Annotated in this window: 21 protein-coding genes; 9 read left to right on the top strand and 12 right to left on the bottom strand. The window is 67.6% G+C overall.

Going from position 1 to position 24,827, the window contains the following annotated elements:
• Position 1 precedes the first annotated feature (1 nt).
• Both cphA and ACSQ3O_RS22590 read left to right on the top strand, forming a co-directional pair.
• A complete protein-coding gene (cphA, locus tag ACSQ3O_RS22585; RefSeq protein ID WP_436140555.1) occupies positions 2 to 2,581 on the top strand; it encodes a cyanophycin synthetase in 2,580 nt (859 codons plus the stop codon).
• A 29-nt stretch (positions 2,582 to 2,610) separates the two neighbouring features.
• Entirely contained in the window at positions 2,611 to 3,090 is a 480-nt protein-coding gene (locus ACSQ3O_RS22590; protein ID WP_137745941.1) for a CreA family protein, read from the top strand.
• Between the two features lie 121 nt (positions 3,091 to 3,211).
• Here ACSQ3O_RS22590 and ACSQ3O_RS22595 read toward each other — a convergent pair whose 3' ends face one another.
• Entirely contained in the window at positions 3,212 to 3,859 is a 648-nt protein-coding gene (locus tag ACSQ3O_RS22595; RefSeq protein WP_436140556.1) for a DsbA family oxidoreductase, read from the bottom strand.
• Positions 3,860 to 4,595: 736 nt separating this feature from the next.
• The gene (locus ACSQ3O_RS22600) at positions 4,596 to 6,110 is read right to left on the bottom strand and encodes an AMP-binding protein (protein WP_436140557.1); all 1,515 of its coding nucleotides are present in this window, start codon (positions 6,108 to 6,110) and stop codon (positions 4,596 to 4,598) included.
• A 345-nt stretch (positions 6,111 to 6,455) separates the two neighbouring features.
• Here ACSQ3O_RS22600 and ACSQ3O_RS22605 point away from each other — a divergent pair, with 345 nt between their 5' ends.
• Both ACSQ3O_RS22605 and ACSQ3O_RS22610 read left to right on the top strand, forming a co-directional pair.
• Positions 6,456 to 7,475, top strand: a complete 1,020-nt coding sequence (locus ACSQ3O_RS22605; RefSeq protein ID WP_436140558.1) for a DUF533 domain-containing protein — start codon at positions 6,456 to 6,458, stop codon at positions 7,473 to 7,475.
• Positions 7,476 to 7,733: 258 nt separating this feature from the next.
• The gene (locus ACSQ3O_RS22610; protein WP_436140559.1) at positions 7,734 to 9,125 is read left to right on the top strand and encodes an SPOR domain-containing protein; all 1,392 of its coding nucleotides are present in this window, start codon (positions 7,734 to 7,736) and stop codon (positions 9,123 to 9,125) included.
• On the opposite strand, the gene ACSQ3O_RS22615 is transcribed toward ACSQ3O_RS22610, so the two are convergent.
• Positions 9,112 to 9,900, bottom strand: coding sequence for an alpha/beta fold hydrolase (locus ACSQ3O_RS22615; RefSeq protein ID WP_436140560.1), 789 nt, complete (start codon positions 9,898 to 9,900; stop codon positions 9,112 to 9,114). The genes ACSQ3O_RS22610 and ACSQ3O_RS22615 overlap by 14 nt on opposite strands.
• A 158-nt stretch (positions 9,901 to 10,058) precedes the next feature.
• Entirely contained in the window at positions 10,059 to 11,063 is a 1,005-nt protein-coding gene (locus tag ACSQ3O_RS22620) for a M14 family zinc carboxypeptidase (protein ID WP_436140561.1), read from the bottom strand.
• A gap of 215 nt (positions 11,064 to 11,278) precedes the next feature.
• Between ACSQ3O_RS22620 and ACSQ3O_RS22625 the strand changes: the two genes are divergently transcribed.
• Entirely contained in the window at positions 11,279 to 11,410 is a 132-nt protein-coding gene (locus ACSQ3O_RS22625; RefSeq protein WP_283202031.1) for a hypothetical protein, read from the top strand.
• A complete protein-coding gene (locus ACSQ3O_RS22630) occupies positions 11,385 to 11,546 on the top strand; it encodes a hypothetical protein (protein ID WP_171012128.1) in 162 nt (53 codons plus the stop codon). The genes ACSQ3O_RS22625 and ACSQ3O_RS22630 overlap by 26 nt, the downstream gene beginning before the upstream one ends.
• 17 nt (positions 11,547 to 11,563) lie before the next feature.
• Here the strand turns inward: ACSQ3O_RS22630 and ACSQ3O_RS22635 are convergent, their stop codons facing one another.
• Complete coding sequence (locus tag ACSQ3O_RS22635; protein ID WP_436140562.1) at positions 11,564 to 13,312, bottom strand: diguanylate cyclase; 1,749 nt, start codon at positions 13,310 to 13,312, stop codon at positions 11,564 to 11,566.
• A gap of 388 nt (positions 13,313 to 13,700) precedes the next feature.
• On the opposite strand from ACSQ3O_RS22635, the gene ACSQ3O_RS22640 reads away from it, so the two are divergent.
• Positions 13,701 to 14,156 (top strand): HU family DNA-binding protein, encoded by a 456-nt coding sequence (locus tag ACSQ3O_RS22640; RefSeq protein ID WP_137745790.1) that lies wholly within the window; start codon positions 13,701 to 13,703, stop codon positions 14,154 to 14,156.
• A gap of 88 nt (positions 14,157 to 14,244) precedes the next feature.
• Here the strand turns inward: ACSQ3O_RS22640 and ACSQ3O_RS22645 are convergent, their stop codons facing one another.
• The 3 genes from ACSQ3O_RS22645 to ACSQ3O_RS22655 are packed head-to-tail and all read right to left on the bottom strand — an operon-like array spanning position 14,245 to position 18,043.
• The gene (locus tag ACSQ3O_RS22645; protein WP_436140563.1) at positions 14,245 to 16,044 is read right to left on the bottom strand and encodes a feruloyl-CoA synthase; all 1,800 of its coding nucleotides are present in this window, start codon (positions 16,042 to 16,044) and stop codon (positions 14,245 to 14,247) included.
• A gap of 44 nt (positions 16,045 to 16,088) precedes the next feature.
• Positions 16,089 to 17,030, bottom strand: coding sequence for a 3-hydroxyacyl-CoA dehydrogenase NAD-binding domain-containing protein (locus tag ACSQ3O_RS22650; protein ID WP_436140564.1), 942 nt, complete (start codon positions 17,028 to 17,030; stop codon positions 16,089 to 16,091).
• Positions 17,031 to 17,050: 20 nt separating this feature from the next.
• A complete protein-coding gene (locus tag ACSQ3O_RS22655; protein ID WP_436141165.1) occupies positions 17,051 to 18,043 on the bottom strand; it encodes a Bug family tripartite tricarboxylate transporter substrate binding protein in 993 nt (330 codons plus the stop codon).
• 282 nt (positions 18,044 to 18,325) lie between these two features.
• Between ACSQ3O_RS22655 and ACSQ3O_RS22660 the strand changes: the two genes are divergently transcribed.
• Positions 18,326 to 19,018, top strand: a complete 693-nt coding sequence (locus ACSQ3O_RS22660; RefSeq protein WP_436140565.1) for a Crp/Fnr family transcriptional regulator — start codon at positions 18,326 to 18,328, stop codon at positions 19,016 to 19,018.
• A 37-nt stretch (positions 19,019 to 19,055) separates the two neighbouring features.
• On the opposite strand, the gene ACSQ3O_RS22665 is transcribed toward ACSQ3O_RS22660, so the two are convergent.
• The 4 genes from ACSQ3O_RS22665 to ACSQ3O_RS22680 are packed head-to-tail and all read right to left on the bottom strand — an operon-like array spanning position 19,056 to position 23,568.
• A complete protein-coding gene (locus tag ACSQ3O_RS22665; protein WP_436141166.1) occupies positions 19,056 to 19,862 on the bottom strand; it encodes an alpha/beta fold hydrolase in 807 nt (268 codons plus the stop codon).
• Between the two features lie 14 nt (positions 19,863 to 19,876).
• Positions 19,877 to 21,433: a benzoate-CoA ligase family protein gene (locus ACSQ3O_RS22670; RefSeq protein ID WP_436140566.1), complete on the bottom strand. Its 1,557-nt coding sequence runs from the start codon at positions 21,431 to 21,433 to the stop codon at positions 19,877 to 19,879.
• A 53-nt stretch (positions 21,434 to 21,486) separates the two neighbouring features.
• A complete protein-coding gene (locus ACSQ3O_RS22675; RefSeq protein WP_436140567.1) occupies positions 21,487 to 23,049 on the bottom strand; it encodes a 3,4-dehydroadipyl-CoA semialdehyde dehydrogenase in 1,563 nt (520 codons plus the stop codon).
• Positions 23,050 to 23,100: 51 nt separating this feature from the next.
• Positions 23,101 to 23,568, bottom strand: coding sequence for a 4-hydroxylaminobenzoate lyase (locus ACSQ3O_RS22680; protein WP_436140568.1), 468 nt, complete (start codon positions 23,566 to 23,568; stop codon positions 23,101 to 23,103).
• A 200-nt stretch (positions 23,569 to 23,768) separates the two neighbouring features.
• Between ACSQ3O_RS22680 and ACSQ3O_RS22685 the strand changes: the two genes are divergently transcribed.
• Entirely contained in the window at positions 23,769 to 24,704 is a 936-nt protein-coding gene (locus tag ACSQ3O_RS22685) for a helix-turn-helix transcriptional regulator (RefSeq protein WP_436140569.1), read from the top strand.
• The last annotated feature ends 123 nt before the right edge of the window (positions 24,705 to 24,827 follow it).

Raw genomic sequence — 24,827 nt, forward strand, 5'->3', positions numbered from 1 at the left:
CATGGATGTATCCCGCACCCGGGCCCTGCGTGGCCCCAACCTCTGGAGCCGCCACATGGCCATCGAGGCCGTGGTGGCCTGTTCGGAAACCGAGCGTGCCGTGGGCCAGATGGCCGGGTTTGAAGCCCGGCTGCGCGCCCTGTTCCCCGCCATCGGCGCACTGCACCCCGAAACCGGCGGCGGCGATGTGTCGCTGGCCCATGTGCTGCAGACAGCCGCCCTCGCCCTGCAGGCGCAGGCAGGCTGCCCTGTGACCTTTGCGCGCACCACCGCCACCAGCGATGCGGGCGTGTACCAGGTGGTCGTCGAATACAGCGAAGAAGCCGTGGGCCGCAAGGCGTTTGAATACGCGCAGCAGCTCATCGAAGCCGCACTGGGCAACGGCAGCTTCGACGCCAATGCCGTGATCGCCGAGCTGCGCGAGCTGGACGAAGACGAGCGCCTGGGCCCCAGCACCGGCTCCATCGTCGAGGCCGCCGTTGCCCGGGGCATCCCCTACCGCCGCCTCACACGCGGCAGCATGGTGCAGTTTGGCTGGGGTTCCAAGCAGCGCCGCATCCAGGCGGCCGAAGTCGATTCGACCAGCGCCGTGGCCGAATCCATCGGCCAGGACAAGGACCTGACCAAGCGCCTGCTGCACGCCGCTGGCGTGCCCGTGCCGCTGGGCAAGCCGGTCGAGAGCGTGGACGAGGCCTGGGAAGTGGCCCTCAAGGTCGGCCTGCCCGTGGTGGTCAAGCCGCAGGACGGCAACCAAGGCAAGGGCGTGACGGTCAACATCACCGACCGCGCGCAACTCGAAGAGGCCTACAAGAACGCCGCCGACTACGGCACCGTGATGGTCGAGCGCTTCCTGCCCGGCCACGACTTCCGCCTGCTCGTGGTGGGCGACCAGCTGGTGGCCGCCGCACGCCGCGAACCGCCCCAGGTGCTGGGCGATGGCGAGCACACCGTGCGCCAGCTGGTGGAGGTGGTCAACCAGGACCCGCGCCGTGGCGAGGGCCACGCCACCTCGCTGACCAAGATCCGCCTCGATGACATCGCCGTGGCCCGCCTGGCCATGCAGAACCTGACGCCCGACTCCGTGCCGCCCAAGGGCCAGCGCGTGATCCTGCGCAACAACGCCAACCTGTCCACCGGCGGCACCGCCACCGACGTGACCGACGATGTGCACCCCGAAGTGGCCGCCCGCGCCGTGGCCGCCGCGCAGATGGTAGGCCTGCACATCTGCGGCGTGGACATGGTCGCCGAGACCGTGCTGCGCCCGCTCGAAGAACAAGGCGGCGGCTTTGTCGAAGTGAACGCCGCCCCCGGTCTGCGCATGCACCTGGCGCCCAGCTACGGCAAGCCCCGTAACGTGGGCCAGGCCATGGTGGACAAGCTGTACGCCCATGGCGACGACGGCCGCATCCCCACCGTGGCCGTGACCGGCACCAACGGCAAGACCACCACCGCCCGCCTGATGGCCCACCTGTTCACCGCCCAGGGCCTGCGCGTGGGCATGACCAACACCGACGGCGTGTATGTGAACGGCCGCCAGATCGACAGCGGCGACTGCAGCGGCCCCAAGAGCGCCCGCAACGTGCTCCTGCACCCCGAGGTGGACGCTGCCGTGTTCGAAACCGCGCGGGGCGGCATCCTGCGCGAAGGCCTGGGCTTTGACCGCTGCCAGGTGGCCGTGGTCACCAACATCGGCGCGGGCGACCACCTGGGCCTGAACTACATCACCACGGTGGAAGACCTGGCCGTGCTCAAGCGCGTGATCGTGCAGAACGTGGCCCCCACGGGCTACGCCGTGCTCAACGCCGCCGACCCCATCGTGGCAGCCATGGCCTCGGCCTGCCCCGGCAAGGTGATCTATTTCGCCAGCGACCGCCACCACCCCGTGATGGTCACGCACCGCGCCCAGGGCCACCGCACCGTGTACGTGGATGGTGACTCCATCGTGGCCTCCGAAGGCTCGTGGCGCGAAACCATCCACCTGCGCGACGTGCCCATCACCCGCAACGGCAAGATCGGCTTCCAGGTCGAGAACGTCATGGCTGCCGTGGGCGCCGCCTGGGGCGTGGGCATGCCCTGGCAGACCATCCGCCGGGGCCTGTCGGGCTTTGTGAACGACAGCGACAACGCCCCCGGCCGCTTCAACATCATGGACTACCGGGGTGCCACGGTGATTGCCGACTACGGCCACAACCCCGACGCCATGCGCGCCCTGGTGCAGGCCGTGGACGCGCTGCCTGGCAACCGCCGCAGTGTGGTCATCAGCGGCGCGGGCGACCGGCGCGATGAAGACATCCGCGAGCAGACCGTGATTTTGGGCGCCGCATTTGACGACGTGATCCTGTACCAGGACGCCGCCCAGCGTGGCCGCGCCGATGGTGAAGTGATGGCCCTGCTGCGCGAAGGCCTGGCAGGTGCGCCCCGCACCACGCATGTGGAAGAGATCCGTGGCGAATTCATCGCCATCGACACCGCACTGGCCCGCCTGCAACCCGGCGACCTGTGCCTGGTGCTGGTGGACCAGGTCGAAGAAGCCCTGGCCCACCTGGCCCAGCGCTGCACCGAAGCCGGGGCCGCTGCGTGAAGGCCCTCAAGCAAGCAGCCACCTCGGCGCTGCTGGCCCTTGCCGCCACCAGCGCCTGGGTGGGCGTAGCAGGCACGGCGCAGGCAGCGACGGGCGAAAAAATCGGCACGGTGGACACCGCCTTCCAGTGGATCGGCCGCGACCACGACATCATCGTCGAGGCCTACGACGACCCCGCCGTGCAAGGCGTGACCTGCTATGTCTCGCGCGCCCGTGTGGGTGGCATCAAGGGCACGCTGGGTTTGGCTGAAGACCGCGCCGAGGCATCGATTGCCTGCCGCCAGGTCGGCCCCATCCACATCCCTGCACCACTCAAGCAGCAGGAAGAAGTGTTCAGCGAACGCATGTCCATTTTGTTCAAGCGCCTGCGCATCGTGCGCATGGTGGACGCGCCACGCAACACCCTGGTCTACCTCACCTACTCCGAAAAGCTCATCGACGGCTCACCGCAAAACAGCGTGACCGCCGTGCCAGTGGACCGCGCCACCGCCATCCCGCTGCGCAAGTGAGGCGAGGCGAGGCGGGGGCTGGACTCACCATCAAAAAAAGGGGCCATTGGCCCCTTTTTACGACTAAAAATTGCCTTCACCGCGCGTCCATCATGCCTTATAAGCTATTAAATATATAGCATCAACCCTGCATAGCAATTTGACGCAGCGCCTGCTCAAACACCTCCACCGGCTGCCCGCCCTGGATCAGGTGGCGCTCATTGATGATGATGGCGGGCACCGAATGGATACCGTTTTGCAGATAGAACTGCTCGCGCTCGCGCACCTCGTCTGTGTAACGGTCTGAAGCCAGCAGCGCACGCGCCTCGGCCCCATCCAGCCCCACCTCGCCCGCCACACGCACCAGCACTTCGTGGTTGCTCGGGTCCTGCCCGTCGGTGAAATACGCCTTGAACAGCGCCTTCTTCAGCGCAGGCTGCACGCCCTTTTCTTCGGCCCAGTGCAGCAGCCGGTGCGCGTCGAACGTGTTGTAGATGCGGCTGCGCTTGTCCATGCTGAAGGTAAACCCCAGCGCCGCCCCGCGCGCCGCGATGGCCTCGCGGTTCTTCTGGCTCTGCTCGGGCGTGGCGCCGTACTTTTCTTGCAGGTGCTCGCCAATGTCCTGGCCCTCGGGCGCCATCTGCGGGTTCAGCTCGAAGGGCTGGAAATGCAGGTCCAGCGCGAGTTCGCCCTTCAACCGATCCGCTGCCTGCTCCAGCGCGTTGAGGCCGATGATGCACCAGGGGCAGGAGACATCGGAGACGAAATCGATTTTGAGGGTGGTGGGCATGGGAGGGGTTCCTGCGGGCAAAGAGGGGGATGGTAGGCGGGGTGGGTTAACCGTGGGGGGTGGCGGGTCTACTGTCGCAGCGAATGGGAGATTTGGGCCCTGAGCAGACGACGCTCAAGACACACGATGCACGGTAAAAGCGGCAATCCAAAGCGCTGCGCTACATAGGGAAACAATCAGCCCAATCTTGCAAAGTCGTTTTCCTTCTAGCTCGTAGCGGTCTGTATCTAAGCACCACAAAAGCGTCCATCCCGTGACCCTATCGATTTCATCGGCCTTCCGCAGATGTCGGACTGCGGACAACCCAAGAAACGAGTAGTAGATGCCCAGCACGGTTGCTAGAGCACCAAATGCGATGGAAACAGTCTGCATAGCCATGATCTTCAGTGTCCGCCTGTGGCCGACTCCAGTCTTATGTTCAACAGGCGGCTTCAAGCGCCGCAATATAGGGCCCCACGCGCGGATGTTCCTGAACCCATTGGTTGCCCAAGTATGAGGATACGGAGCCTGAGCCAATGACGGTCGCAAGCGAACCGGATCTGCTGGCCTGCAGCAGGTCGTGGGCCGAATGCATGACTGCCTCGCTCGCAGCCGACTCCGGCTGCCCAGCTTCGGAATGCCACTCCTTTTGAATTGCACTTATGAGCTTGCCCGCCGCAGCCTCAAGCTCGGTTCGCGAATTTGTCATTTGGGCGAAGGTCCGGTTGTGGCCGAAATAGGCCATCCAGTTTAGACGTCACACCCCCATCCCCCGCAACTCCGTCTTCAGCACCTTCCCATAACTATTTTTCGGCAACCCCTCCACCCACCGGTACTCCTTGGGCCGCTTGAACCGCGCGATGTGTTCCAGGCACAGCGCATCCAGCGCCGCATCCTCCACCGCGCCGCCCTCTCCTGCGACCAGGTAGGCCACCACCACCTCACCCCATTCCGCATCGCGCTGGCCCACCACAGCCGCCTCACGCACCTGGGGGTGGAGCAGCAGCACCTCTTCCACCTCGCGCGGGTAGATGTTGCTGCCGCCGGAGATGATCACGTCCTTGGACCGGTCCTTGAGCGTGAGAAAACCATCGGCATCCAGCGCGCCCATGTCGCCGGTGCAGAGCCAGCCGCCCTGCAGGGTCTGCGCCGTGGCGGTGGGGTTGTTCCAGTAGCCGGGCATCACAGTATCGCCACGCACCACCACCTCGCCGGTTTCGCCCGGGGGCACGGGCTGGCCTGCGGCATCGACCACGCGCACGTCCACCAGCGACTGCGCCACGCCGACGGACACCATGCGCTCGGCCCAGCGGGGGTGGTTGCGGTCGGCCAGTTGGGCGCGCTGCAGGGCGGTGATGGTCATGGGGCTTTCGCCCTGGCCGTAGATTTGTACAAAGCGGTTGCCCATCACGGCCAGGGCGTTGCGCAGGTCGTCGGCGTACATGGGGCCGCCGCCGTAGACGACGGTCTTGAAGCCAGACACATCGGCGCCCGTGGCGCGCACATGGTCCACCAGGCGGTGGACCATGGTGGGTGCGGCAAACAGCGTGAGCTGGCCCACGCTGGCCGCGAGCTGTACCAGCTCGGCGGGCTCGAACCCGCCCGACAGCGGCACCACATGCCGCCCGCCGCGCAGCACCTGGGCGTAGTTGTACAGGCCCGCGCCATGCGACATGGGTGCGGCGTAGACCATGGCGTCGCCGGGCAGGATGTCGTCCACATCGGTGAAGTAGCAGGCCGTCATGGCCAGCAGGTTGCGGTGGGTCTGCATCACGCCCTTGGGGCGGCCGGTGGTGCCCGAGGTGTAGAACAGCGAGGCCAGGTCGCCCGGCGCGCGATCGCACACGGGCAGGGGGGCGTGCGACACGGCGGCCTGGTAGGCCTCGGAGCCCAGCACCAGCGTGTGGGCGGGGTCGGCGCCCGCCTCTTGCGCAGTAGCAAACAAGGCCTCTGACACCAGCACCATGCGCGCGCCGGAGTCGGCCAGCACATAGGCCAGTTCCTTGGCATGCAGCTTGTAGTTGACGGGCACGGACACGGCGCCCGCCCACAGGATGGCGTGCAGGGCCTCCAGGTACTCGGGCGCATTGGCGGCGTAGATGGCCACGCGGTCGCCGGGCAACACGCCATGGCGCTCGCGCAGGCAGGCGGCCAGCGCGGCGGTGCGGGCGCCCAGCGCCTGGTAGGTGAACAGCAGCTGATCGCCCTGCAGCACGGCGGGCTGGGCGGGGTAGAGCTGTGCGCTGCGGCGCAGCAGGTGAGCGATGTTCATGGTGTGCTCCTCGCCGGGGCACGGTGGCCCGCCCCTTTTCCTATCGCTGCCTGCCGCATGCCGTGTCTCCTTCTTGGAACAAGGCAACCACTGTATGCAAACCTGGCGGCTGCGCACAGTCGATCAACTACGCAAGGAGAAACCCGCATCGGCTGCGCCCCCCGGCGCGGGCGCGATACAGCGGGTTACCAGATTCCGGCAATTCCCCACACGCTGTGGCGTTGAAAGCCTGCGGCCTAGACTGCATCTGACCGGAACATCCACCCCGCAGCACACAACGGCCGTTACGCCGCCTGCGGAACCGCTTCTTCCCACTCTTCCCACCGCCCCCCGGGCCCGCACCGCATGAATACCGAACAGCAAAAATCCATCCTCACCATTGCCTTGCTGGCCGCCTTTGCAGACGGCACCAAGGACGATGCCGAGCGCGAGGAAATCCGCCGCATTGCCCAGTCGCTCGCGGGCGACAGCGGCATGGCCGACCTGCCGCGCATCTACCAGGATGTGCTGCTGAAGCGCACCAGCGTGCAGGCCGCCGCCACTGCGCTGGACGACCCGGCCCACCGCCAGCTGGCCTATGAGATGGCCGTGTGCGTGTGCGATGTGGATGGGCGACAGACGGCGGCGGAGGCGCAGTTTCTGGCCGCGCTGAAGGCCGCGCTGCAGCTGGGCGCGCAGCAGACGGCGGCGTTCGAACAGGACGCCGATGCGCTGGTGGATGTGGTGGAGAAGTCCGCCCCCTCGGCCACGCCTTGGGGGGCGGCGGGCATGGCAGGCGCTGGGGCCTATGCCGCCGCTGCAGCACCAGCCCCTGCAGCGGCCCCGACCGCCGCCACGCCTCCCGGCCCGGCCGATGCCGAGCTGGACAAGTCCATCCTCAACTACGCGCTGCTCAACGGCGCGCTGGAGCTGCTGCCGCAGTCCTGGGCGTCCATGGCCATCATCCCGCTGCAGGTGAAGATGGTGTACGGCATTGGCAAGGCGCATGGGGTGGAGCTGGACCAGGGCCACATCAAGGAGTTCATCGCCGCAGCGGGCGTGGGCATGACATCGCAGTACCTGGAGCAGTTTGGCCGCAAGCTGCTGGGCGGCCTGCTGGGCAAGGTGGCGGGCCGGACGGTCGGAGGACTGGGCGGCGCGGCCACGGGCATGGCGTTTTCGTTTGCCACCACCTACGCGCTGGGCCAGGTGGCCAAGCGCTACTACGCCGGGGGCCGCGTGATGAGCACGGCCATGCTGCGCGATACCTTCCAGAACCTGCTGGGGCCCGCCAAGCAGATGCAGTCGCAGTACCTGCCGCAGATCCAGCAGAAGGCCGCCACGCTGGACGCGGCCAAGGTCATGGCCATGGTGCGGGGCGGCTGAGCGGGGCCGTGTGCGTGGCTTAAATACTATATTTTCAATAGCAAACAATCGTTACTGGATGAGCGGAAACGGCCTATTTTTTCAACATTCCAGCGCTGAAACGGGATAGAAACCCCGGCCACACGCCCACCGCACCTGCCGGGCGGCGGGCACGGTCGGCCTGTGGCGGCTGGCGCCCTGTGCAGCGGGGCCGCAACAGCGGAGCGACTTGCACCCAACACCGGTGGCGTGCGCGGCGGTGCGTGACAGAATCGGCCCATGCTCGACCACACGGACCCTGTCGCCTCCATCATTCCGGCCATGTCGCTCGACTCCCCGTCCGACAACGCCATGACCGCGCTGTCCCGCCTGGCGCTGGGGCCCGTCAACACCGACTACTACCTGGCCGTCTTCGAGCGCTTTGACAGCACCGGCCGCACGACCACCACCTGGAACTGGGCCGCCTGCCTGGCCACGCTGAACTGGATGGTTTTCCGCCAGCTCTGGGGCGCCGCCCTGGTGTATGTGGCGGCGGCCGAGGGGCTGGCGCTGATCGTGTTTGGCATTGGCCGGTCTTTTCTGAACTGGCCGCCGGGCGTGGAGCTGGGCGTGCTGGGCGCGTTTGCGGTGCTGGCTTTTGCGGTGCCGGGGCTGTATGGCAATGCCATTCTGTATGCCGACATCCGCAAACGCATCGCCCGCGCGCTGGCCGCATCGCGCACCGTGCCCGAAGCCTGTGCGCTGCTGGAGAAGCAGGCCAGCTCGCGCAAGCGCCTGCAGATGGTGGTGCTGGCCAATGGGGCGCTGGGCGTGGCCGCGTTGATCGCCTACCTGGTCTGGTCGCCGTCCGACACCAAGCCCCTGGCGCTGGAGCCCGCCGTGACCGTGGCCCAGGCCACCGCGGCGGCCACGGCAGCGTCGTCGGCAGCCACCCCGGCAGCGCCCCCGCAGGCCAACCCACAAGCCACGGGCCAGGTGGAACCTGCGGCGACCGAAGAGCCTTCGCCCACCCCCGCCCCCGAACCCACCCCTGTGGCAGCTTCCACACCCGCAGCGCCACTGGTGGCCGCATCGCGGCCCAGCCCGGCTCCCGCCTCTGCAGCGGCGCAGGCGGCTGCAGCACCGGCCCAGGCGCCCACTGCCTCCAAGGCCTCGGCACCCGCGCCGTCCAAGGCGGCGCCGCCACCGGCCGAGCCCACCGCTACGGCACGGCCCGCGTCTACCGCCGCCAGCAAGGCGGCCGCACCCAGCCCCACACCAGGCAAGGCAGCCGCATCCACACCATCCAGCCGCGCATCCGCCACCGCCGGCCCCACGACCCCTGCCGCCAGCACGCCCGCCCCAAGGCGCGAGGCGGCCAGCCGCGCCAGCGCCCCCGCCAAACCCAAGGCAGCGGCCACGGCGGCCAGCGACGCGCCAGCGCCCACCGTGGGAACGGCGGCGGGCTACTACATCAACGTGGGCCTGTTTGCTGAAGAGGCCAATGCGCGCAAGACCCAGGCGCGGCTGCTCAACGAGGGCCTGCCCGCCTTCCGCCAGGAGCTGAACAACGCCAAGGGGCGGCGCATCCGCGTGCGCGTGGGCCCTTACGACAGCCGCACCCAGGCCGATGCGGCGGCCGAGAGCATCCGCGCCATGGCCCTGGACGCCGTGGTGTTCAAGCAGCCGTAACCGACGCGCCGGGCGACGGCAACGGTGGGCGTGTTGCCCATTGCTGCACCTGCGCCACCACCCAGGCCGGGTCGTCCAGCGGCAGGTCGTGGCCTGCAAAGGGGTGCAGCACCAGGGGCAGGTTCCACGCAGCGGCCAGCGCTTGCGAGCAGGCGCTGGACACCAATGGGTCGTCGCGGCTGGCCAGCAGCAGCAGGGGTGGCCGGGGCGCCATGGCCGGTGCCCGGTAGCGCGCGGCGGCCAACAGCTGGCGCAGCGCATTCAGGGCTGACACCGGCCGCTGCTGGCGCACAGCCGCCCAGTGCGCCAGCACCGGGGCGCGCTCTGCAGCCAGGTTGCTGGTCATGGCCAGCACCTGCTGCTCCATCACTTCGGGCGCGCGGGGCCACAGCACCAGGCGCAGCAGGGCGCCGTAGTTGTGCGGGCGCAGCCGGTGATAGAACGGGCTGAACGGGCGCAGGCTGGTGTTGACCAGCACGCCGCTGGCAATCTCATCGGGGGCCGCGCGCGCCCACTCCACCGCCACCATGGCGCCGAGGGACATGGCCAGCAGGTGGTAGGGCGGGGCCAGTCCGCGCGCCGCCAGATCGGTGCGGCAGGCCTGCACCATGCCCTGCACCGTGGCGGGCGATGGCCGGTGGTGCCAATGGCCGTTGCCGGGCAGGTCCACCGCCAGCACGGCATCGTCGGGCAGCGCCCGCTGCAGGTCGGCCACCAGCCCGCCCCAGTGGGCGGTTTCGCGGGTCAGGCCGCGCAGCAGGATCCATTGGCGCATGGTGCTAGGGGCCTTTCTCTTTCTTCTCCGTTATCCATAGCGCTGCGCACCACCCGCAGCGGATGAAACTGGCGCGGTCAAGGCCAGCGCCCCCTCCCAGATTGCGAAGCAATATGAGAGAGGGTGAAGGCGCGAAGCAACTCAGGGGGTGTTCCATTTCAGTACCAGGCCGCCAGCGCGTCGGCCCGGCGCTGCGCGCGCTGATCGGGCGCGGGCGCCCAGCGCGCATGGCTGCAGGCCGCGCGCGCCAGAAAGTCGAGCAGCGACAGGTGCCGCCGCAGCACGCGCTGCTGGCGGTGGTTGATGAGCGGGTTGAAGATGCCGTTGCGCGAGAACAGCTGCCGGGGGTTCTTCTTGATCCACAGCCACGAGCCCATCTCCAGCGTGAGTGGCAGGAAGGTATGCGTGGACTGGGTCTGGCAGGCTTGCAGGTACAGGTGGTCCCACAGGTCGCCATGCGCGAGGTACTGCGCGCTTTGCGGTTCGATGATGTACTGGTGGTGGCTGTGGGCCTGCCAGAAGATCTCCTGCAGCGCATGCAGCTCGGCCAGGTGCGCAATCGGCTTACGCGTGTGTGCAAACGGAAACCACAGCCGGTCCTTCACCCCAAACCCTGAATGGCAGTCCAGTGCCATGCTGAAGGGCCGCGCCAGCAACTGGGCCGTGGCCACCTCGCACAGCGCCTGGCTCTCGGCCTCCATGGGGTCGCCCAGGCGCCCCCGATACCAGGGCAGGCCCGCGCTCACCCGCTGCCCGCCGACCCACAGGGGCACCCGGTCCACGGCGTCCACCGGGGCGTTGCGCATCAGGTCCACCCCGCGTGGGTTGGCCCGCGTGGCCGACCACATGCCGCCGGGGTTGACGATGGGCATGAAGACCAGGCGCACCTGCTCCAGTTGCCGGTGCAGGGTGGTGTCCCACTGCAGGCGCATCACCACGTTCTGCAGGTAGGCAATGACCACCTCGGCCCCGATACGCTCCAGCCCGTGCACACCGCCAAAGAAGCCCACGGCAGGCACATCCAGCGCCGGGTTGCCCACGCCAATGGCATAGACGGGAAACTGCTCGCCCGAGGCCACCTGCACCTGCCGCACCACCTGCACATCAAGGTGGGGCGCGCCCTGCTCCAGGATTTTTTCCAGCGCCAGAAGCTCGGGCAGCATGTTGCAGGGCGTGTGAGTGAGGGGGTTGTAAGGAAATGCCGGGGTCTCGACGCACGAGGATAGCGCCCGCCAGCGTCCCCAGGTGGGCCCACGAAGCACGCGGTGGTGCACATGTTGGGTTCATGCGAACCGACGCAAAACCGTCACACAAAGGCGGTACCTTGCCCGGCAGATCGCCACGATCTCCCTTCACCCCACCACGAGAGAGGCGCACCATGCTCTGGAAATTGCTCGGATTGCAACGGCTGCTGGATGAGCTGTTTGACGAAGGGGGCTGGCTGAGCTTTGACCTGCCCCGCACCCACGAATGGGCCTGCGACGATGCCCCGGCCGCCGCGCAGGACTGAGGCCTACCGCTGGGCCGTGGGCCGGGGCATGCTGGTGTGCGCTCTGGCCTGGGGTCTGGTGGAGCTGCTGGCACTGCAGCGTTCGCGCTTTCAGCAGTGGCGCCAGCGGCAGCAGACCGCCATCCACCACCACTGAACTGGCCGGGCCAAGGCTCAATCTGCCGACGCTGACGCCACCACCGCGCGGTTGCGCCCCGCGTTCTTGGCCTGGTACATCGCCGCATCGGCGGCGGAGATCAGGGCATCCAGCCCCCAGCCCCAATGGGCCGAGTCCGCAATCCCCAGACTCACCGTCACACGCACGCCCGGGTCGGCCGTGCCCAGCACCTGCGCCCCAGCAACCTTCTCACGCAGGCGCTCGGCAAACTGCAGGCCCTGCTCGCGGGTGCAGTGGCTGAGCAGCAGCACAAACTCCTCCCCGCCAAAACGCGCTGCCAGGTCCCCCTCGCGCAGCTCGCTGCGCACCACATCGGCCACCGCCAGCAGCGCCTTGTCGCCCGCTGCATGGCCCAGGCTGTCATTGAGCTGCTTGAACCAGTCCACATCCAGCACCAGCAGGGCCATGTCGATGCCGTAGCGCGTGGCCTGCGCGAGAGCGGTGCGCGCCTGCGTGATGAAGGCCCGGCGGTTGGGCAGGCCGGTGAGGTAGTCGGTTTCGGACTGCTCCCTGAGCTGTTCGATCAGCAGGTCGCGCTCACGCTCCAGGTCCTGGCGCCGCCGGGTCTGGCTTTGCAACGCGCGCACCGCACCGATCACGGCCGCCATTTCATCGTCCGCCAGGGGCACTGGCAAAGGCGCCTGCAGATCATTGCTGGCCAGCGCCTTCAGTGCCCGCGTGGTCTGGGCCAATGGCTGCAGCACGCGGTGCTGGATCACATACAACGCGCTGCTCAGCACCAGCAGCAGCGCCCCTGAGCCCGCCAGCGCCCAGACCAGCACACGCAGCGCGCGCTGGTGCTCCTTCTGCGCGCGTTCGCGGGCCTGGGCCAGCAGCGCGTCGCGCAGCCCCAGAATCGGGTTCATCTCAGGCACATACAAGGCCGCGAATTCGGCCGCCGACAGGCCATAGTGGCCGCCACCATCGCCCTCTTCCAGCACCTTGCCCAGTAGCGCCTGCGCCACGCCAAAGTACCGCGCCTCGACAGTGCTCCACGCCTGCGCCACTTCGTGGGCTTCGTCAGGCAGCTGCAGCCGAAGCTCCACCAGCGTGCGCAGCTGCGCAATGCGCCCCCGCGTCTCGTCGATAGCGCGGCGCTCTGCCGGGGAAAACGGCTGGCCCTTGACCACGGCGGCCGTGAAGTGCGAGCCCAACAGGCCCGCGTACTCCCGCAGCGCCGCCGCCAGCCGTGCGCCCTGCACATCGTCGCCCAGCGCGGGGTAGGCCTGCTGGGCAGCACTGGCCAGGGCATTGGTCACGGGTGACAGCAGAGGCACCACGGCCACCATGCCATAGACGGCGTCGCGGATGGCCTCTGCGGAGCGTTGTGGCTGCGGCAGCGCCAGCACCCGGTCCACGCCCGCACGGGCCTGCGCCAGCGCACTGCGCGCGGTCTGCAGGCTCTGCACCAGATGGATGCCGTCTGCGGTGGAACGGGGTGCGCCCGCCACGGACTGCAGCAAAGCCTCGAACGCCTGGTCGGTGCGCTCGCGCGCCTCTTGCAGCGCCTGGGCACGCGGCTGGGCCATGGGCAGGGCATCGCCCAATGCGCCGTTGGTGGGCCCGCGTTCGCGCGACACCATCTCCACCACCACCAGCCCCCGCTGCAACTGCTCCAGCAAGCGCTGGCTGGCCGATGCCTTGTGCACGGATTGCCATTCGGTGGTGGCCATGCGCCCCACCAGCACCATCGTTGCCACAAGAACAAGGGCCCCCAGCAGGTGGAGCATTCGACTGAGTTGCATGAACAAACAAACGCTTTGCAGAAACCAGGCCCAAGAAAGAAGGCCACACCAAGCGGCACAGTAAAGGGCCACCCCTGCGCGCTGCGGCCTGCGGGGATTGTATGAAGGCGTGTCTGGCGACCGGTTGCCTGGCCTTTGCGGGCAGGCTGCTCATGCCAGCGCAGCCCTCGGGACAGTGGCCTGCGCGCATCCCGAAGGCAGCTTGGCACCGGCAACTCCACACCCACAGCAACCCGCCCGTTGGCCCCTCTGCACGGGCCACACAGAAGCCTCAGGCGTTGGCAGGGCATGCCCTCTATCGGCCGAAGCGTTCTCGCACCTAAAATCACGCAGGCGCTCGACAAATTGAAGAGGGCCGATCGCAATCCAAACCAACGAAGAAACAATCATGGCAACTGCAAAAAAAGCTCCAGCACCCGCAAAGAAAGCCGCCGTCAAGGCCGCAGCACCCGCCGCCAAAAAGGCAGCCCCAGCCAAGAAGGCCGCAGCCCCCGCTGCCAAGCCCGCAGCTGCGGCACCCGCAGTGCTCAAGCCCATCAAGACGGCCTTCAACAAGACGACGCTGGTGGCCCACCTGTCCGAGCAGTCGGGCGTGGAACCCAAGGCTGCCAAGGCCGTGCTGGCAGCACTCGAAGCCGCCATCCTGGGCTCGGTGCACAAGAAGGGCTCTGGCGAATTCACGCTGCCCGGCGTGCTGAAGATTGGCCTGCAGCAAGTGGCAGCCAAGAAGAAGCGCTTCGGCAAGGACCCCTTCACCGGTGAAGAGCGCTGGTTCCCCGCCAAGCCCGCATCGGTCAAGATCAAGACCCGTGCGCTGAAGAAGCTCAAGGACGCAACGGCCTGATAAGGCTTTGGGTTCTCGCAGGCCCTACCGGCCTGCGTGCATGGGGCCATCAGCCCCATGCACACACCCCGCCCCTCGCCCCGGGCGATCAGCCGGTGATCACCCCTGCGGCAGCGGGTTCGGCGTAGAGCGCAGCCACCGCTGCTGCGCGGCGTGACAACACAGCCCCCTGATTGATATAGCCCTTGTCGGTGATCTCACCCGCATCGGCATCGGGTGGCTCCCGCATCACCAGCGCCCGCGTGGGGCATTGTGAAGACCCCGTCCCTGCATTGCGCCGCGCACGCATGAGCGCGCGCAAGGCCTCCTCCAGCCTGGGCCCCTCGGCCACACCCGCTGCCGACGGAAACACCAGCATCCCGACCTCGTCCCGGTTGTGGCCCGTGAGCACGATGTCCTGCACCAGCGGCGCAAGCTGCGAAACCAGCTCCACCCGCAGCGTGCCCACCGACACCCAGCTGCCGCTGGACAGCTTGAAATCCTCGGCCACACGCCCGTTGAACACCACACCCCGCTCGGGCCGCTCGGCGTCGGCCAGATAGCCAGCATCGCCAATGCGGTAGAAGCCCTCGCTGTCGAAGGCAGCGGCTGTCTCGCTGGGCGCATGGCGGTAGCCCGCAAACACCGAAACGCCTTTGACCCGCATCTCCAGCTTGCCGCCATTGGGCACCAGCTTGAGTTCCACCCCTGGCAGGGGCGCCCCGATGCAGCCCGCGCCTTCCAGGCGCCAGTGGGCGGTGGTCACGGCGGGGGCAGTCTCGGTTGCGCCCCACGAGGTGGTCAGCCACAGCGGCCGTGCGGGGCGCACCCGGTGGGCCAGCGTCTCCAGGCGCTGCCAGGTGGAGGGGGCCAGCGCGGCTGCCGCATAAAAGGCCAGGCGCACCCGCGCCAGCACCTGCGCGGCCAGGGCGTCATCGGCCTCCAGGAACGGCAGCAGCATGTCGAAACCCCGGGGCACATTGAAAAGCATGGTGGGCTGCACGTCGCGCAGGTTGCGCACGGTTTTTTCGATCAGTCCCGGCACCGGCCGGCCTTCGTCGATGTACAGCGTGCCGCCATGGCACAGCACCATGTGCAGGTTGTGGTTGCCGCCAAACGTGTGGCTCCAGGGCAGCCAATCGACCAGCACCGGCTTTTCATGGGCCAGAAAGCGCCAGGTCTGGGCCATCATCTGCTGGTTGGCGCACAGCATGCGGTGGGTGTTGATGACCACCTTGGGTCGCCCCGTGGAGCCAGAGGTCAGCAGGTACTTGGCATGGCCATCGGCCTCCAGCTCTTCGAACGCCTCGCGCACGGCAGGCGTCTCCTGCCCGCGCTGCAATTGCTCAAACGCCAGCGCGCCTGCACAGCTGTCGGCATGGCGGCTGAAGACTTTCACCACCTCGCCGCGATAGCCCGCCAGGGCGGGCGCGTAGACGCGTGCATCGGAGGCATAGACCAGGCTGGGCTCCAGCACCGCCAGCATGCTGTGCAGGCGGCTGGGGTCCTGAGAGCGTGCATAGGCACTGGACATGGAACAAGGCGTGATGCCCACGTGCATGGCCGCCAGCATGAGCACCGCGTGGTCCACCGCGTTGTCGGACAGGATGGCAATGGGACGCCCGGCAGGCAGCTTCAGGTCCAGCAGCGACTGGGCGACCGCACCCACGTCACGGCGCAGTTGCGCGTAGCTCAGGCCCCGCCATTGCTCTCCGCCCGCATCGCGCTCGGCCAGGGCCAACGTGTCGGGGGTCTCGCGCGCCCAGCGCTCCAGCCACTCGCCCACGCAGCGGGCATAGGGGCGCAAGGCCTCGGGCGAGCGCAGCGTGAACGAGCCATCATCAAAAGACATGCGCAGCGTGCGCGGTGGCGCAATCTGGTCTTCATCGTCAAGAAATACGGGGTGCATGGTGTTTGTTGTCTCGCAGTTTTTTTGTGGGGCGGCAGAGCTGATCACTCCAGCGCGCCCGACGATTGTTTGGCGCGCAGCAGGTCGATCAGCAGTGCATCGCGCGCACGGGCCAGCTCCCCCGCCTGCCGCGTGCCCAGCGCCTGCGCCACGCCCTCGGTCACCCGGTGCCGCAGGGCCGCATCCATGGACGGTGCGCCCAGATCGCGCCACCAGTCCTCGATGGGCCCGCCCAGGTGGGCCAACAGATGTTCAATACCGCCGTCACCGCCTGACAGGTGCAGGTTCATGAACGGCCCCATCAGCGCCCACCGCAGGCCAGGGCCCTGAGCAATGGCGGTGTCAATGTCGCTGACGCTGGCTACGCCCTCGTTCACCAGGTGAAAGGCTTCGCGCCAGAGCGCGGCCTGCAGGCGGTTGGCGATGTGCCCCTTGATCTCGCGCCGCACATGGATGGGGCGCTTGCCAATGTGGGTGTAGAACGCCATCGCCTGCGCCACGGCCTCGGGCGCGGTGCGCTGGCCGCCGCCCACTTCCACCAGCGGGATCAGGTGCGGCGGGTTGAATGGGTGGCCCAGCACCACCCGCTCAGGCCGCGTGCAGGCCTGCTGTATGTCGGTGATGGCCAGGCCCGATGTGCTGGACGCCAGGATGGCATGCGCCGGAGCGGCTGCATCCATGCGGCGAAACAGGTCCACCTTGAAGTCCAGTCGCTCGGGGCCGCTCTCCTGCACGAAGTCGGCCTGCGCCAGCGCGTCCTCCAGCCGGTCATGCCAGCGCAGGCGATCCCGGTGGGCACCGTCCGCCAACCCCTGGCGCGACAAAACCTCCCAGTGCGCTGCCACGACAGTGCGCAGGCGCTCCTGCGCGCCCGGTGACGGGTCCCAGGCATCCACGTCCAGTCCCCGCGCCAGAAAATAGGCGGCCCAGCTCGCGCCAATGACACCGGTGGCCACCACGGCCACGCGCTTCACGATCTGATCCATGCGACGGATTCCTTGAAAAGTCAGGACTCAGCCGTGAAACCGACCTTCTTGACGAGCGGGCCCCAGCGCTCAAACTCGGTCTGCTGGGATGCCTGCATCTCGCCAGGCGTTGAGCCCTTGGCGATGAGTCCCACGACAGCCAGGCTGTCGATGACGGCCTTTTCCTTGATGGCAACGTTGATGGCCGCATTGGCGGCCGCCACCACGGCAGCGGGCGTGCGGGCCGGGGCGTAGAAGCCAAACCATTCCTCGGTCGTGAGTTCCGGAAAACCCTGCTCGGCAAACGTGGGTACCTCGGGCGAGAACGGGGACCGCGCCTGGCCCGACGTTGCAATCAGCCGCAGTTTGCCGGCCTTGTGGTTGGGGATGAAGTCACCGCTGGGCGTGACCATGGAGGCAATCTGGCCACCCACCACATCCGTCACGCCGGGGATGGAGCCCCGGTAAGGCACATGCTTGAGATCCACCCCGTTGTTGAGTCCCAGCAGGGCGCCAATGAAGTGCGGCGTGGAGCCTGCTGCGGGAGAGCCATAGTTGGCCTGTCCTGGGTTGGCCTTGGCCCAGGCCAGGAAATCCTTCACCGTCTTGACCGACGCAGGCACCAGCGGCCCCACGGCCAGCCCGTGGTGCATCACCGCAGCAATCGACACCGGCACAAAGTCCTTCACGGGGTCGTAGCTCAGCTTGCTGTAGATGTGGGGGTAGATCGATGTGCAAGAGAACGGCGAGAGCGTGAGCACCGTGCCGTCCGCAGGGGCGCCCTTGAGCGACTCCAGCGCAATGCGCCCGCCCGCTCCGGGCTTGTTCTCGACCACCGCAGCGTTGCGGGTATAGGCCGACCCTGCCAGCTTCTCGCCCACACGGCGTGCCACGCTGTCCCCTGCACTGCCCGCAGGAAAACCATAGAAGACCTTGACCTGCTCCAGCGCCTGGGCCTGTGCGGCCAGGGGCGACAAGGCAGTCAGCGCTGCAGCGCTGCCCAGTTGGTTCATGAAGTGGCGGCGTGTGTACATCATCCTGTGTCTCCTGCTGGTTTGTTGGTCGTGGTGACTAAAAGAGGTGCGCGGCTCAGGTGTGAACCAACGCGGTGGCGGTGGCTGATAGACCACACCCCCAAGCGGGGAACGTGTTGTCTCTGACTTTGCGTTGGGTCATCACGGTGCCTGGCGGAAAATGCTAGTGCTGCAGATTATTTTTTCCCGGCCCGGTCCACTCAGTCATCCCGACGACATTTGGACTCAGGGTATACGTGGGTCGGTTTTTGAACGGCGCAGCACACAGGAGAACGCCTCACCATGTTGGTCAAACTGGCTCCCCCTACCATGGCCGATCTGCTGGCAGCATCGGCCTGGTTTCCGCTGCTGGACAGCGGCGCGCAGGCGCGTGTGCGCGACGAGCTGCGCGAGGTGGATGTCCCCCAGGGGGGCGCACTGTGCCGAACGGGCGACACGCCCGTGCACTGGTACGGTGCCATCGAGGGCCTGCTCAAGTGGACCGTGACCTCGGGCGATGGCCGCTCGGTCACGCTGGGCGGGCTGTCGGCAGGCAGCTGGTTTGGCGAAGGCACGCTGCTGCGCGGCAGCCCGCGCACGGCAGACATCATTGCGCTGCGCCCCAGCCGGGTTGCGCTGATGCCGGTGGAGACCTTTGAATGGCTGCACGCGACCGAGCGCAGCTTCGACCACTTTCTGCTGCGCCAGATCAACGAGCGCATGCACTGGTTCCTGGGCAACTTCACAGCCCACCACCTGCTCGACACCGACAGCCAGGTGGCGCGGGCGCTGGCGGGCCTGTTCCACCCCTGGCTGCACCCGGGCAGCGACACGCACCTGCAAGTCTCGCAAGAGGAAATCGCCAACCTCTCGGGGGTGTCGCGCCAGCGCTGCAACGCCGCATTGAAACGCCTGCAGGCAGCCGGCCTGCTGGAGATCGAATACGGCGGCATCACGGTCACCAACCTGGAGGGGCTGCGCCTTCGGGTGGAGTAGCCGTGCCGCTACAACGGCCTGCCGTGGCAGATGCGTTTCATGGGTCGCAGGCTGCAATAAAGGCCACGGTGGCTGCGATCACGGCCTCTGGCTGATCGCGGTGCGGCGAATGCGCGCAGGCGGGCAGCTCCAGCAGCTGGGTGCCCGGCACCTGCTGTGCAATGCCGCGAATCTGCGCCAGCGTGCCGTATTCGTCGTCCAGCCCCTGGATGGCCAGCACCGGCGCGCGGATGGCGGCGATCTCGGACTCGATGTTCCAGGTGCGGAAGGCGGGGTCCAGCCAGATGCGGTTCCAGCCCCAGAAGGCCGAGCCGGGGTCACCGTGGTAGCGGCCCAGCTTGTGCGCCAGGTCGGTGTGCAGGTAGGCATCCTTCGCGCGCTCGATGTTCTCCACCGTCACGTCTTCCACAAAAATATGCGGGGCCAGCACCACCAAGCCCCGTGCACGTTCCGGGAACCGCGCAGCAAACAGCAGCGCAATGGACGCGCCGTCGCTGTGGCCGAACAGCCAGGGTGCACCCTTCACACCCAGGGCGTCCAGGAAGGCTGGCACCACTTCGTGCGCCTGCTGGTGCATGAAGTCCACACCCCACACCTCGTCCGCCCCGCGCGGGGTGGACTGGCCATACCCAGGGCGCGAGAAGACCAGCCCCCGGAATCCCCCCGTTTCGCACAGCCTCTGCGGAAAATCCTTCCACATGGCGACCGACCCCAGGCCTTCATGCAGGAACACCACCAGCGGCGCCGCCGTGCGCTCGGGCGCGATCCATGCGTACTCCACCTCCACGGTGCGCTGCCGCCATGCGACGGAGACCTTGCGCGGGGCACCGGCCACGGCTGTCATGGCAGTCATGGCAGTCATGGCTGTGGCCCCTGTTCACGCTCGCGCAGCCGAAAGCGCTGGATCTTGCCCGTTGCGGTCTTGGGCAGCTCGGGCACAAACGCGATGAGGCGTGGGTATTTGTAGGGGGCCAGGCGCTCTTTCACAAAGGCTTTGAGGTCTTCTGGCGTGGCGGCCTGTCCGTCCTTGACCACCACAAAAGCCTTGGTCTTGGTCAGGCCATCGGCGTCCTGCGTGCCGATCACGGCGGCCTCCAGCACGGCCGGGTGCTGCATCAGCGTGGCCTCCACCTCGAACGGCGAGACGTAGATGCCACTGACCTTGAGCATGTCGTCACTGCGCCCGGCGTAGGTGTAGTAACCCTCTGCATCGCGCACATACTTGTCGCCGCTCTTGGTCCATGCGCCCTGGAAGGTTTCGCGCGTCTTCTCGCGGTTGTTCCAGTACAGCAGCGCGGCGCTGGGGCCCTGGATGTACAGGTCGCCAATCTCGCCATCTGGCACCTCTCGCCCGTCTTCACCGCGCAGCGAGACCTCGTACCCTGGCACAGGCTTGCCCGTGGTGCCGTAGCGCACATCCCCCGGACGGTTGGACAGGAAGATGTGCAGCATCTCGGTGGAGCCAATGCCGTCAATGATGTCGCAGCCAAAGTGGGCCTTGAAGCGCTGCGCGATCTCTGCGGGCAGGGCCTCACCCGCCGACGAGCACATGCGCAGTGACACCGCACTGCGCGGCGGCAGGCGGGGAGAGGCCAGCATGCCCGCAAAACCGGTGGGCGCCCCGAAGAACACCGTGGGCTGGTGCCGCGTCCAGCGCTCGAAAGTGGCGTCGGGCGTGGGGCGTTCGGCCATCAGCACCACCGTGGCCCCCACCGACAACGGGAAGGTGAGGCTGTTGCCCAGACCGTAAGCAAAGTAGAGCTTGGCGGCCGAGAAGCACCTGTCCTGCTCCGTGAGGCCCAGCACCGGCTTGCCATACAGCTCGGCCGTCCACCACAGGTTGCCGTGGGTGTGGACCGTACCTTTGGGTTTGCCTGTAGAGCCCGACGAGTACAGCCAGAAGCCAGGCACATCAGGCCCTGTGACAGCGGGCGCCGCAAGGGGGTCCACTGCGGCGATGGCAGCCCGCAGGTCCAGCGTTCCATTAGGCAGCGGCCCCTGCGGCTGCGACACCAGCTGCAGGGCCACCTCGTTCGGCTGCCGGTTCATCGCCTCGTTGAGCACCGGCAGGAGAGCCCCCGACACCAGCACGGCCTGCGCGCGGCAGTGCGAGAGCATGTAGGCATAGTCTTCCGGCTTGAGCAAGGTGTTGACGGCCACGGGCAACACCCCGGCGTACAGGCAGCCCAGAAAGGCCACGGGCCAGTCGCAGGTGTCGAGCATCAGCAGCAGCACGCGCTCCTCGCGCCGCACACCAGCCCCCAGCAGCACCGCAGCCAGGCGGCGCGCGCGGTCTTCCAGCGCGCTGTAGCTCAGGGTTTCGTGGTCGTCGATGTAGGCAATGCGGTCGCCGCGCGCGCGGTTCAGCGCAAACAGGTGCTCCGCAAAGTTGAAATGCTCCGGCAGGCTGGTCATGGGGATGTCTCCGTGGTTCTTGTAGGGAAAGGGCCTGCGTCAAAAGTGCGGGGCTACGCCGGATCGGGCAAACCCAGCGCCGCCAGCACCGCAGGGCTGGCCTGCACGGCGCTGCGCTGGTGGTAGAGGTCCAGGGCACGCAACCCGCCCAGCTCGGCACCACCGCCCGCGCGGCCCGGGCCGCCATGCTGCGACATGGGCATCACATTGCCGTGGCCGCTGTGGGCCTGCGCCACGTCGGGCGTCACCACATGCACGCGGCCGTGGCTGGCGGCCACCGCCAGCGCGGTATGCGCCAGTGCAGTCTCGTCACTGCCATACAGCGAGGTCACCAGCGAGCCCTGGCCGCGCTGTGCCAGCGAGATGGCATGCGCGCTGTCGTGGTAGGGCAGCAGCGTGGCCACGGGACCGAAAACCTCCACATCGTGCACCGGCTGCGCAGCATCGGCGTCGCGCGCGCCCAGCAGCACCGGGCCGATGCAGGCGGCCACGGCGGGGTCGGCATCCATCAGCGGACGGTCGCGCCCGTCGTGCAGCACCGTGGCGTGAGCCTGCAGCGTGGCCAGGCCTTCGCGCACCGAAGCCAGCTGGGCCCGGCTGACCAGCGATCCCATGCGCACGCTGTCGTTGCGCGGGTTGCCCACCGTGATGCCTGCGAGCTTGGCGCCAATGGCTTCTGCTGCTGCGTCGTACACCTCGGCGGGCACCAGAATGCGTCGGATCGCCGTGCACTTCTGGCCGGACTTCACGGTCATCTCGCGCACCACTTCGCGCACCAGCAGGTTGAAAGCCTCGCTGCCCGGGGCCTCGCCCGGCAGCAGCAGGGCGGAGTTGAGGCTGTCGGCCTCGATGCCGCAGCGCACCGACCGGTGGGTGATGGCGGGGTGCGCGCGGATGATGCCCGCCGTCTCGGCCGAGCCGGTGAACGACACCACATCGAACGGCTGAAGCGAATCCAGAAGACCCGCAGAACTTCCGGCGATGACCGACAGTGCGCCCACGGGCAACACGCCCGCCTCCACCACGTCGCGCACCATGCGCTGGGTGAGCCATGCCGTGGCCGTGGCTGGCTTGACGATGACGGGCATGCCCGAGAGCAGGGCCGGTGCGGCCTTCTCCCACAGCCCCCAGGCCGGGAAGTTGAACGCATTGATGAACAGCGCCACGCCCTGCCGGGGCACCTGCAGGTGCTGCGACTGGAACACAGGCTCCTTGCCCAGCTTCACCGCGTCTCCGTCGCGCAGGGCACGCACGTCGCCCAGGGCATCACCCCATTTGGCGTATTGGCCCAGCGTGAAGATGGCACCGTCAATGTCCACGGCCGAGTCGTTCTTGACCGTGCCAGCATTGGCCGTGGCGATCTCGTAGTAGCTGTCGCGGTGGGTCTGCAGCACCTTCACCACGGCCGCCAGCATGGCGGCACGCTCGCGGTAAGTGGCCGCACGCAAGGCCGCGCCACCGGTGTCGCGCGCAAACGCAAATGCCTCGGCCAAATCCAGCCCCGCCGCATCCACCCGCACCAGCGCCGTGCCCAGTACCGGGTCCCACAACTCGGTGCCCGGCCCGGCTCCATGTTGCCAACGCCCTGCGGCGAAATTGGGGAGCAGTTCAGTCATGCGGGGCTTTCTTCAATAAGGGGAAAAGGAGTGGCCAGGCCGCTGTGGCGCCTACCGGGTGAAGTGGATCTGCCCCTCGGGCAGGAGGTAGAGCACGAGGGCCCGGCCCTGCGCCACCGTGGGATGGTGGGCACTGCCGGGCGGGTAGACGCACCAGCCGGCAGGGTGGCCATCAAAAGTCGCGCCCTGCGTGAGTGGCATGATCAGATCGATCTCGCCACCCGGGTGGCTGTGGTGCGGGCCCGCCAGGTCCTGCATGTCCACCACATCCACCGAGAAACGGTGCAAGGCGTCCTCGGGCTTGAACACCCGGCCGTAGCGAATGCCACCGCCCTCGCGCTCGCACAACCAGCCTTCGCGCACCCCCATCACGCAGGCCTCCATGAGGCGCTGGTACACATCGCTCTCGGGGCCATGGGCTTGGTTGAGCCAATCCGCCAGCGCCGCGTCCAGCGGTCGTCCGGCAATCTGCTCCGTCAACGTGGCAAGGGTCTGGTGAAATACGGCTTTGGTGGACATGGGCGTCTCAGGTGAAGGCGTCAGGGGCAAAAGCGCAAAGGCAATGGGTTGATCCATGTCCTTGCGCCACCCCAAAACATGCAGTATGTTGCGTCACACGAACAATAATTGCTGATCACACCAACGTCAAGCACTATAGTGCATATTCAGTATATTCCCTGAGCAGACGCCAGGGCGGCAATGGGCGCACGAGGATGGGTATGAACGAACAAGAAGAGGCAGGGATGGGTTTGCCGGCGACTGCCACGACCACAACCGTGGCCGAGGAGCCCAAGAACCCCGTGCTGGTGGCGCTGGGGGAGCGGGTGCGCAACCTGCGCGCGCAGCGGGGGTTGACCCGCAAAGCCGTGGCTGTGGCGGCCGACGTGTCGGAGCGGCACCTGGCCAACCTGGAGTACGGCACGGGCAATGCATCCATCCTGGTGCTGCAGCAGGTGGCGGGCGCCTTGCACTGCTCGCTGGCGGAACTGACCGGCGATTTCACGACAGGTTCACCCGAATGGCTGCTGATCCGCGAACTGCTGGAGCACCGCAGCGAGCCCGAGCTGCGCCGCGTGCGCCTGGCCTTGCATGAACTGCTGAGCGGCGGCGGCAATGACACGGCCCGGCATGGGCGCATTGCCCTGGTCGGCCTGCGGGGTGCTGGCAAGTCCACCCTGGGGCCCCTGCTGGCGCGTGCGCTCGATGTGCCTTTTATCGAACTGAGCCGCGAGATCGAAAGCCTGGCAGGCTGCAGCGTGCGCGAGATCCACGACCTGTATGGCACCACGGCATATCGGCGCTATGAGCGCAGGGCGCTGGAAGAAACCATCCAGATCCACAGCGAGGTCGTGATCGCCACACCGGGCGGCATCGTGTCAGACCCGGCCACCTTCAACGAGTTGCTGGCGCACTGCACCACCGTCTGGCTGCGTGCCGCTCCCGAAGAACACATGGGCCGCGTGGTGGCCCAGGGCGACATGCGCCCCATGGCGGCCAGCAAGGAAGCCATGGACGACCTCAAGCGCATCCTGGACGGGCGCGCCGCCTTCTATTCCAAGGCCGACATCACCATCGACACCTCCGGGCAGACACCCGAACAAAGCCTGGCGGCCCTGCAGGCAGGTGTGCGCAAGGCCATGGCCCGGACGGCCTGAGCCCCCCCCCCAGCACCCTTCACCCCCCACTCCACGGTAACCGCTGCCCCCAGCGAGGGGCGCGGCTCTGGCGTGCCAGCGCCACCCCCCTCTGCACGCCCTCCTGACGGGTCACAGCACAAA

It is taken from the genome of Acidovorax sp. LjRoot74 (genome assembly GCF_964254355.1).
Classification (GTDB): Bacteria; Pseudomonadota; Gammaproteobacteria; order Burkholderiales; family Burkholderiaceae_C; genus Acidovorax.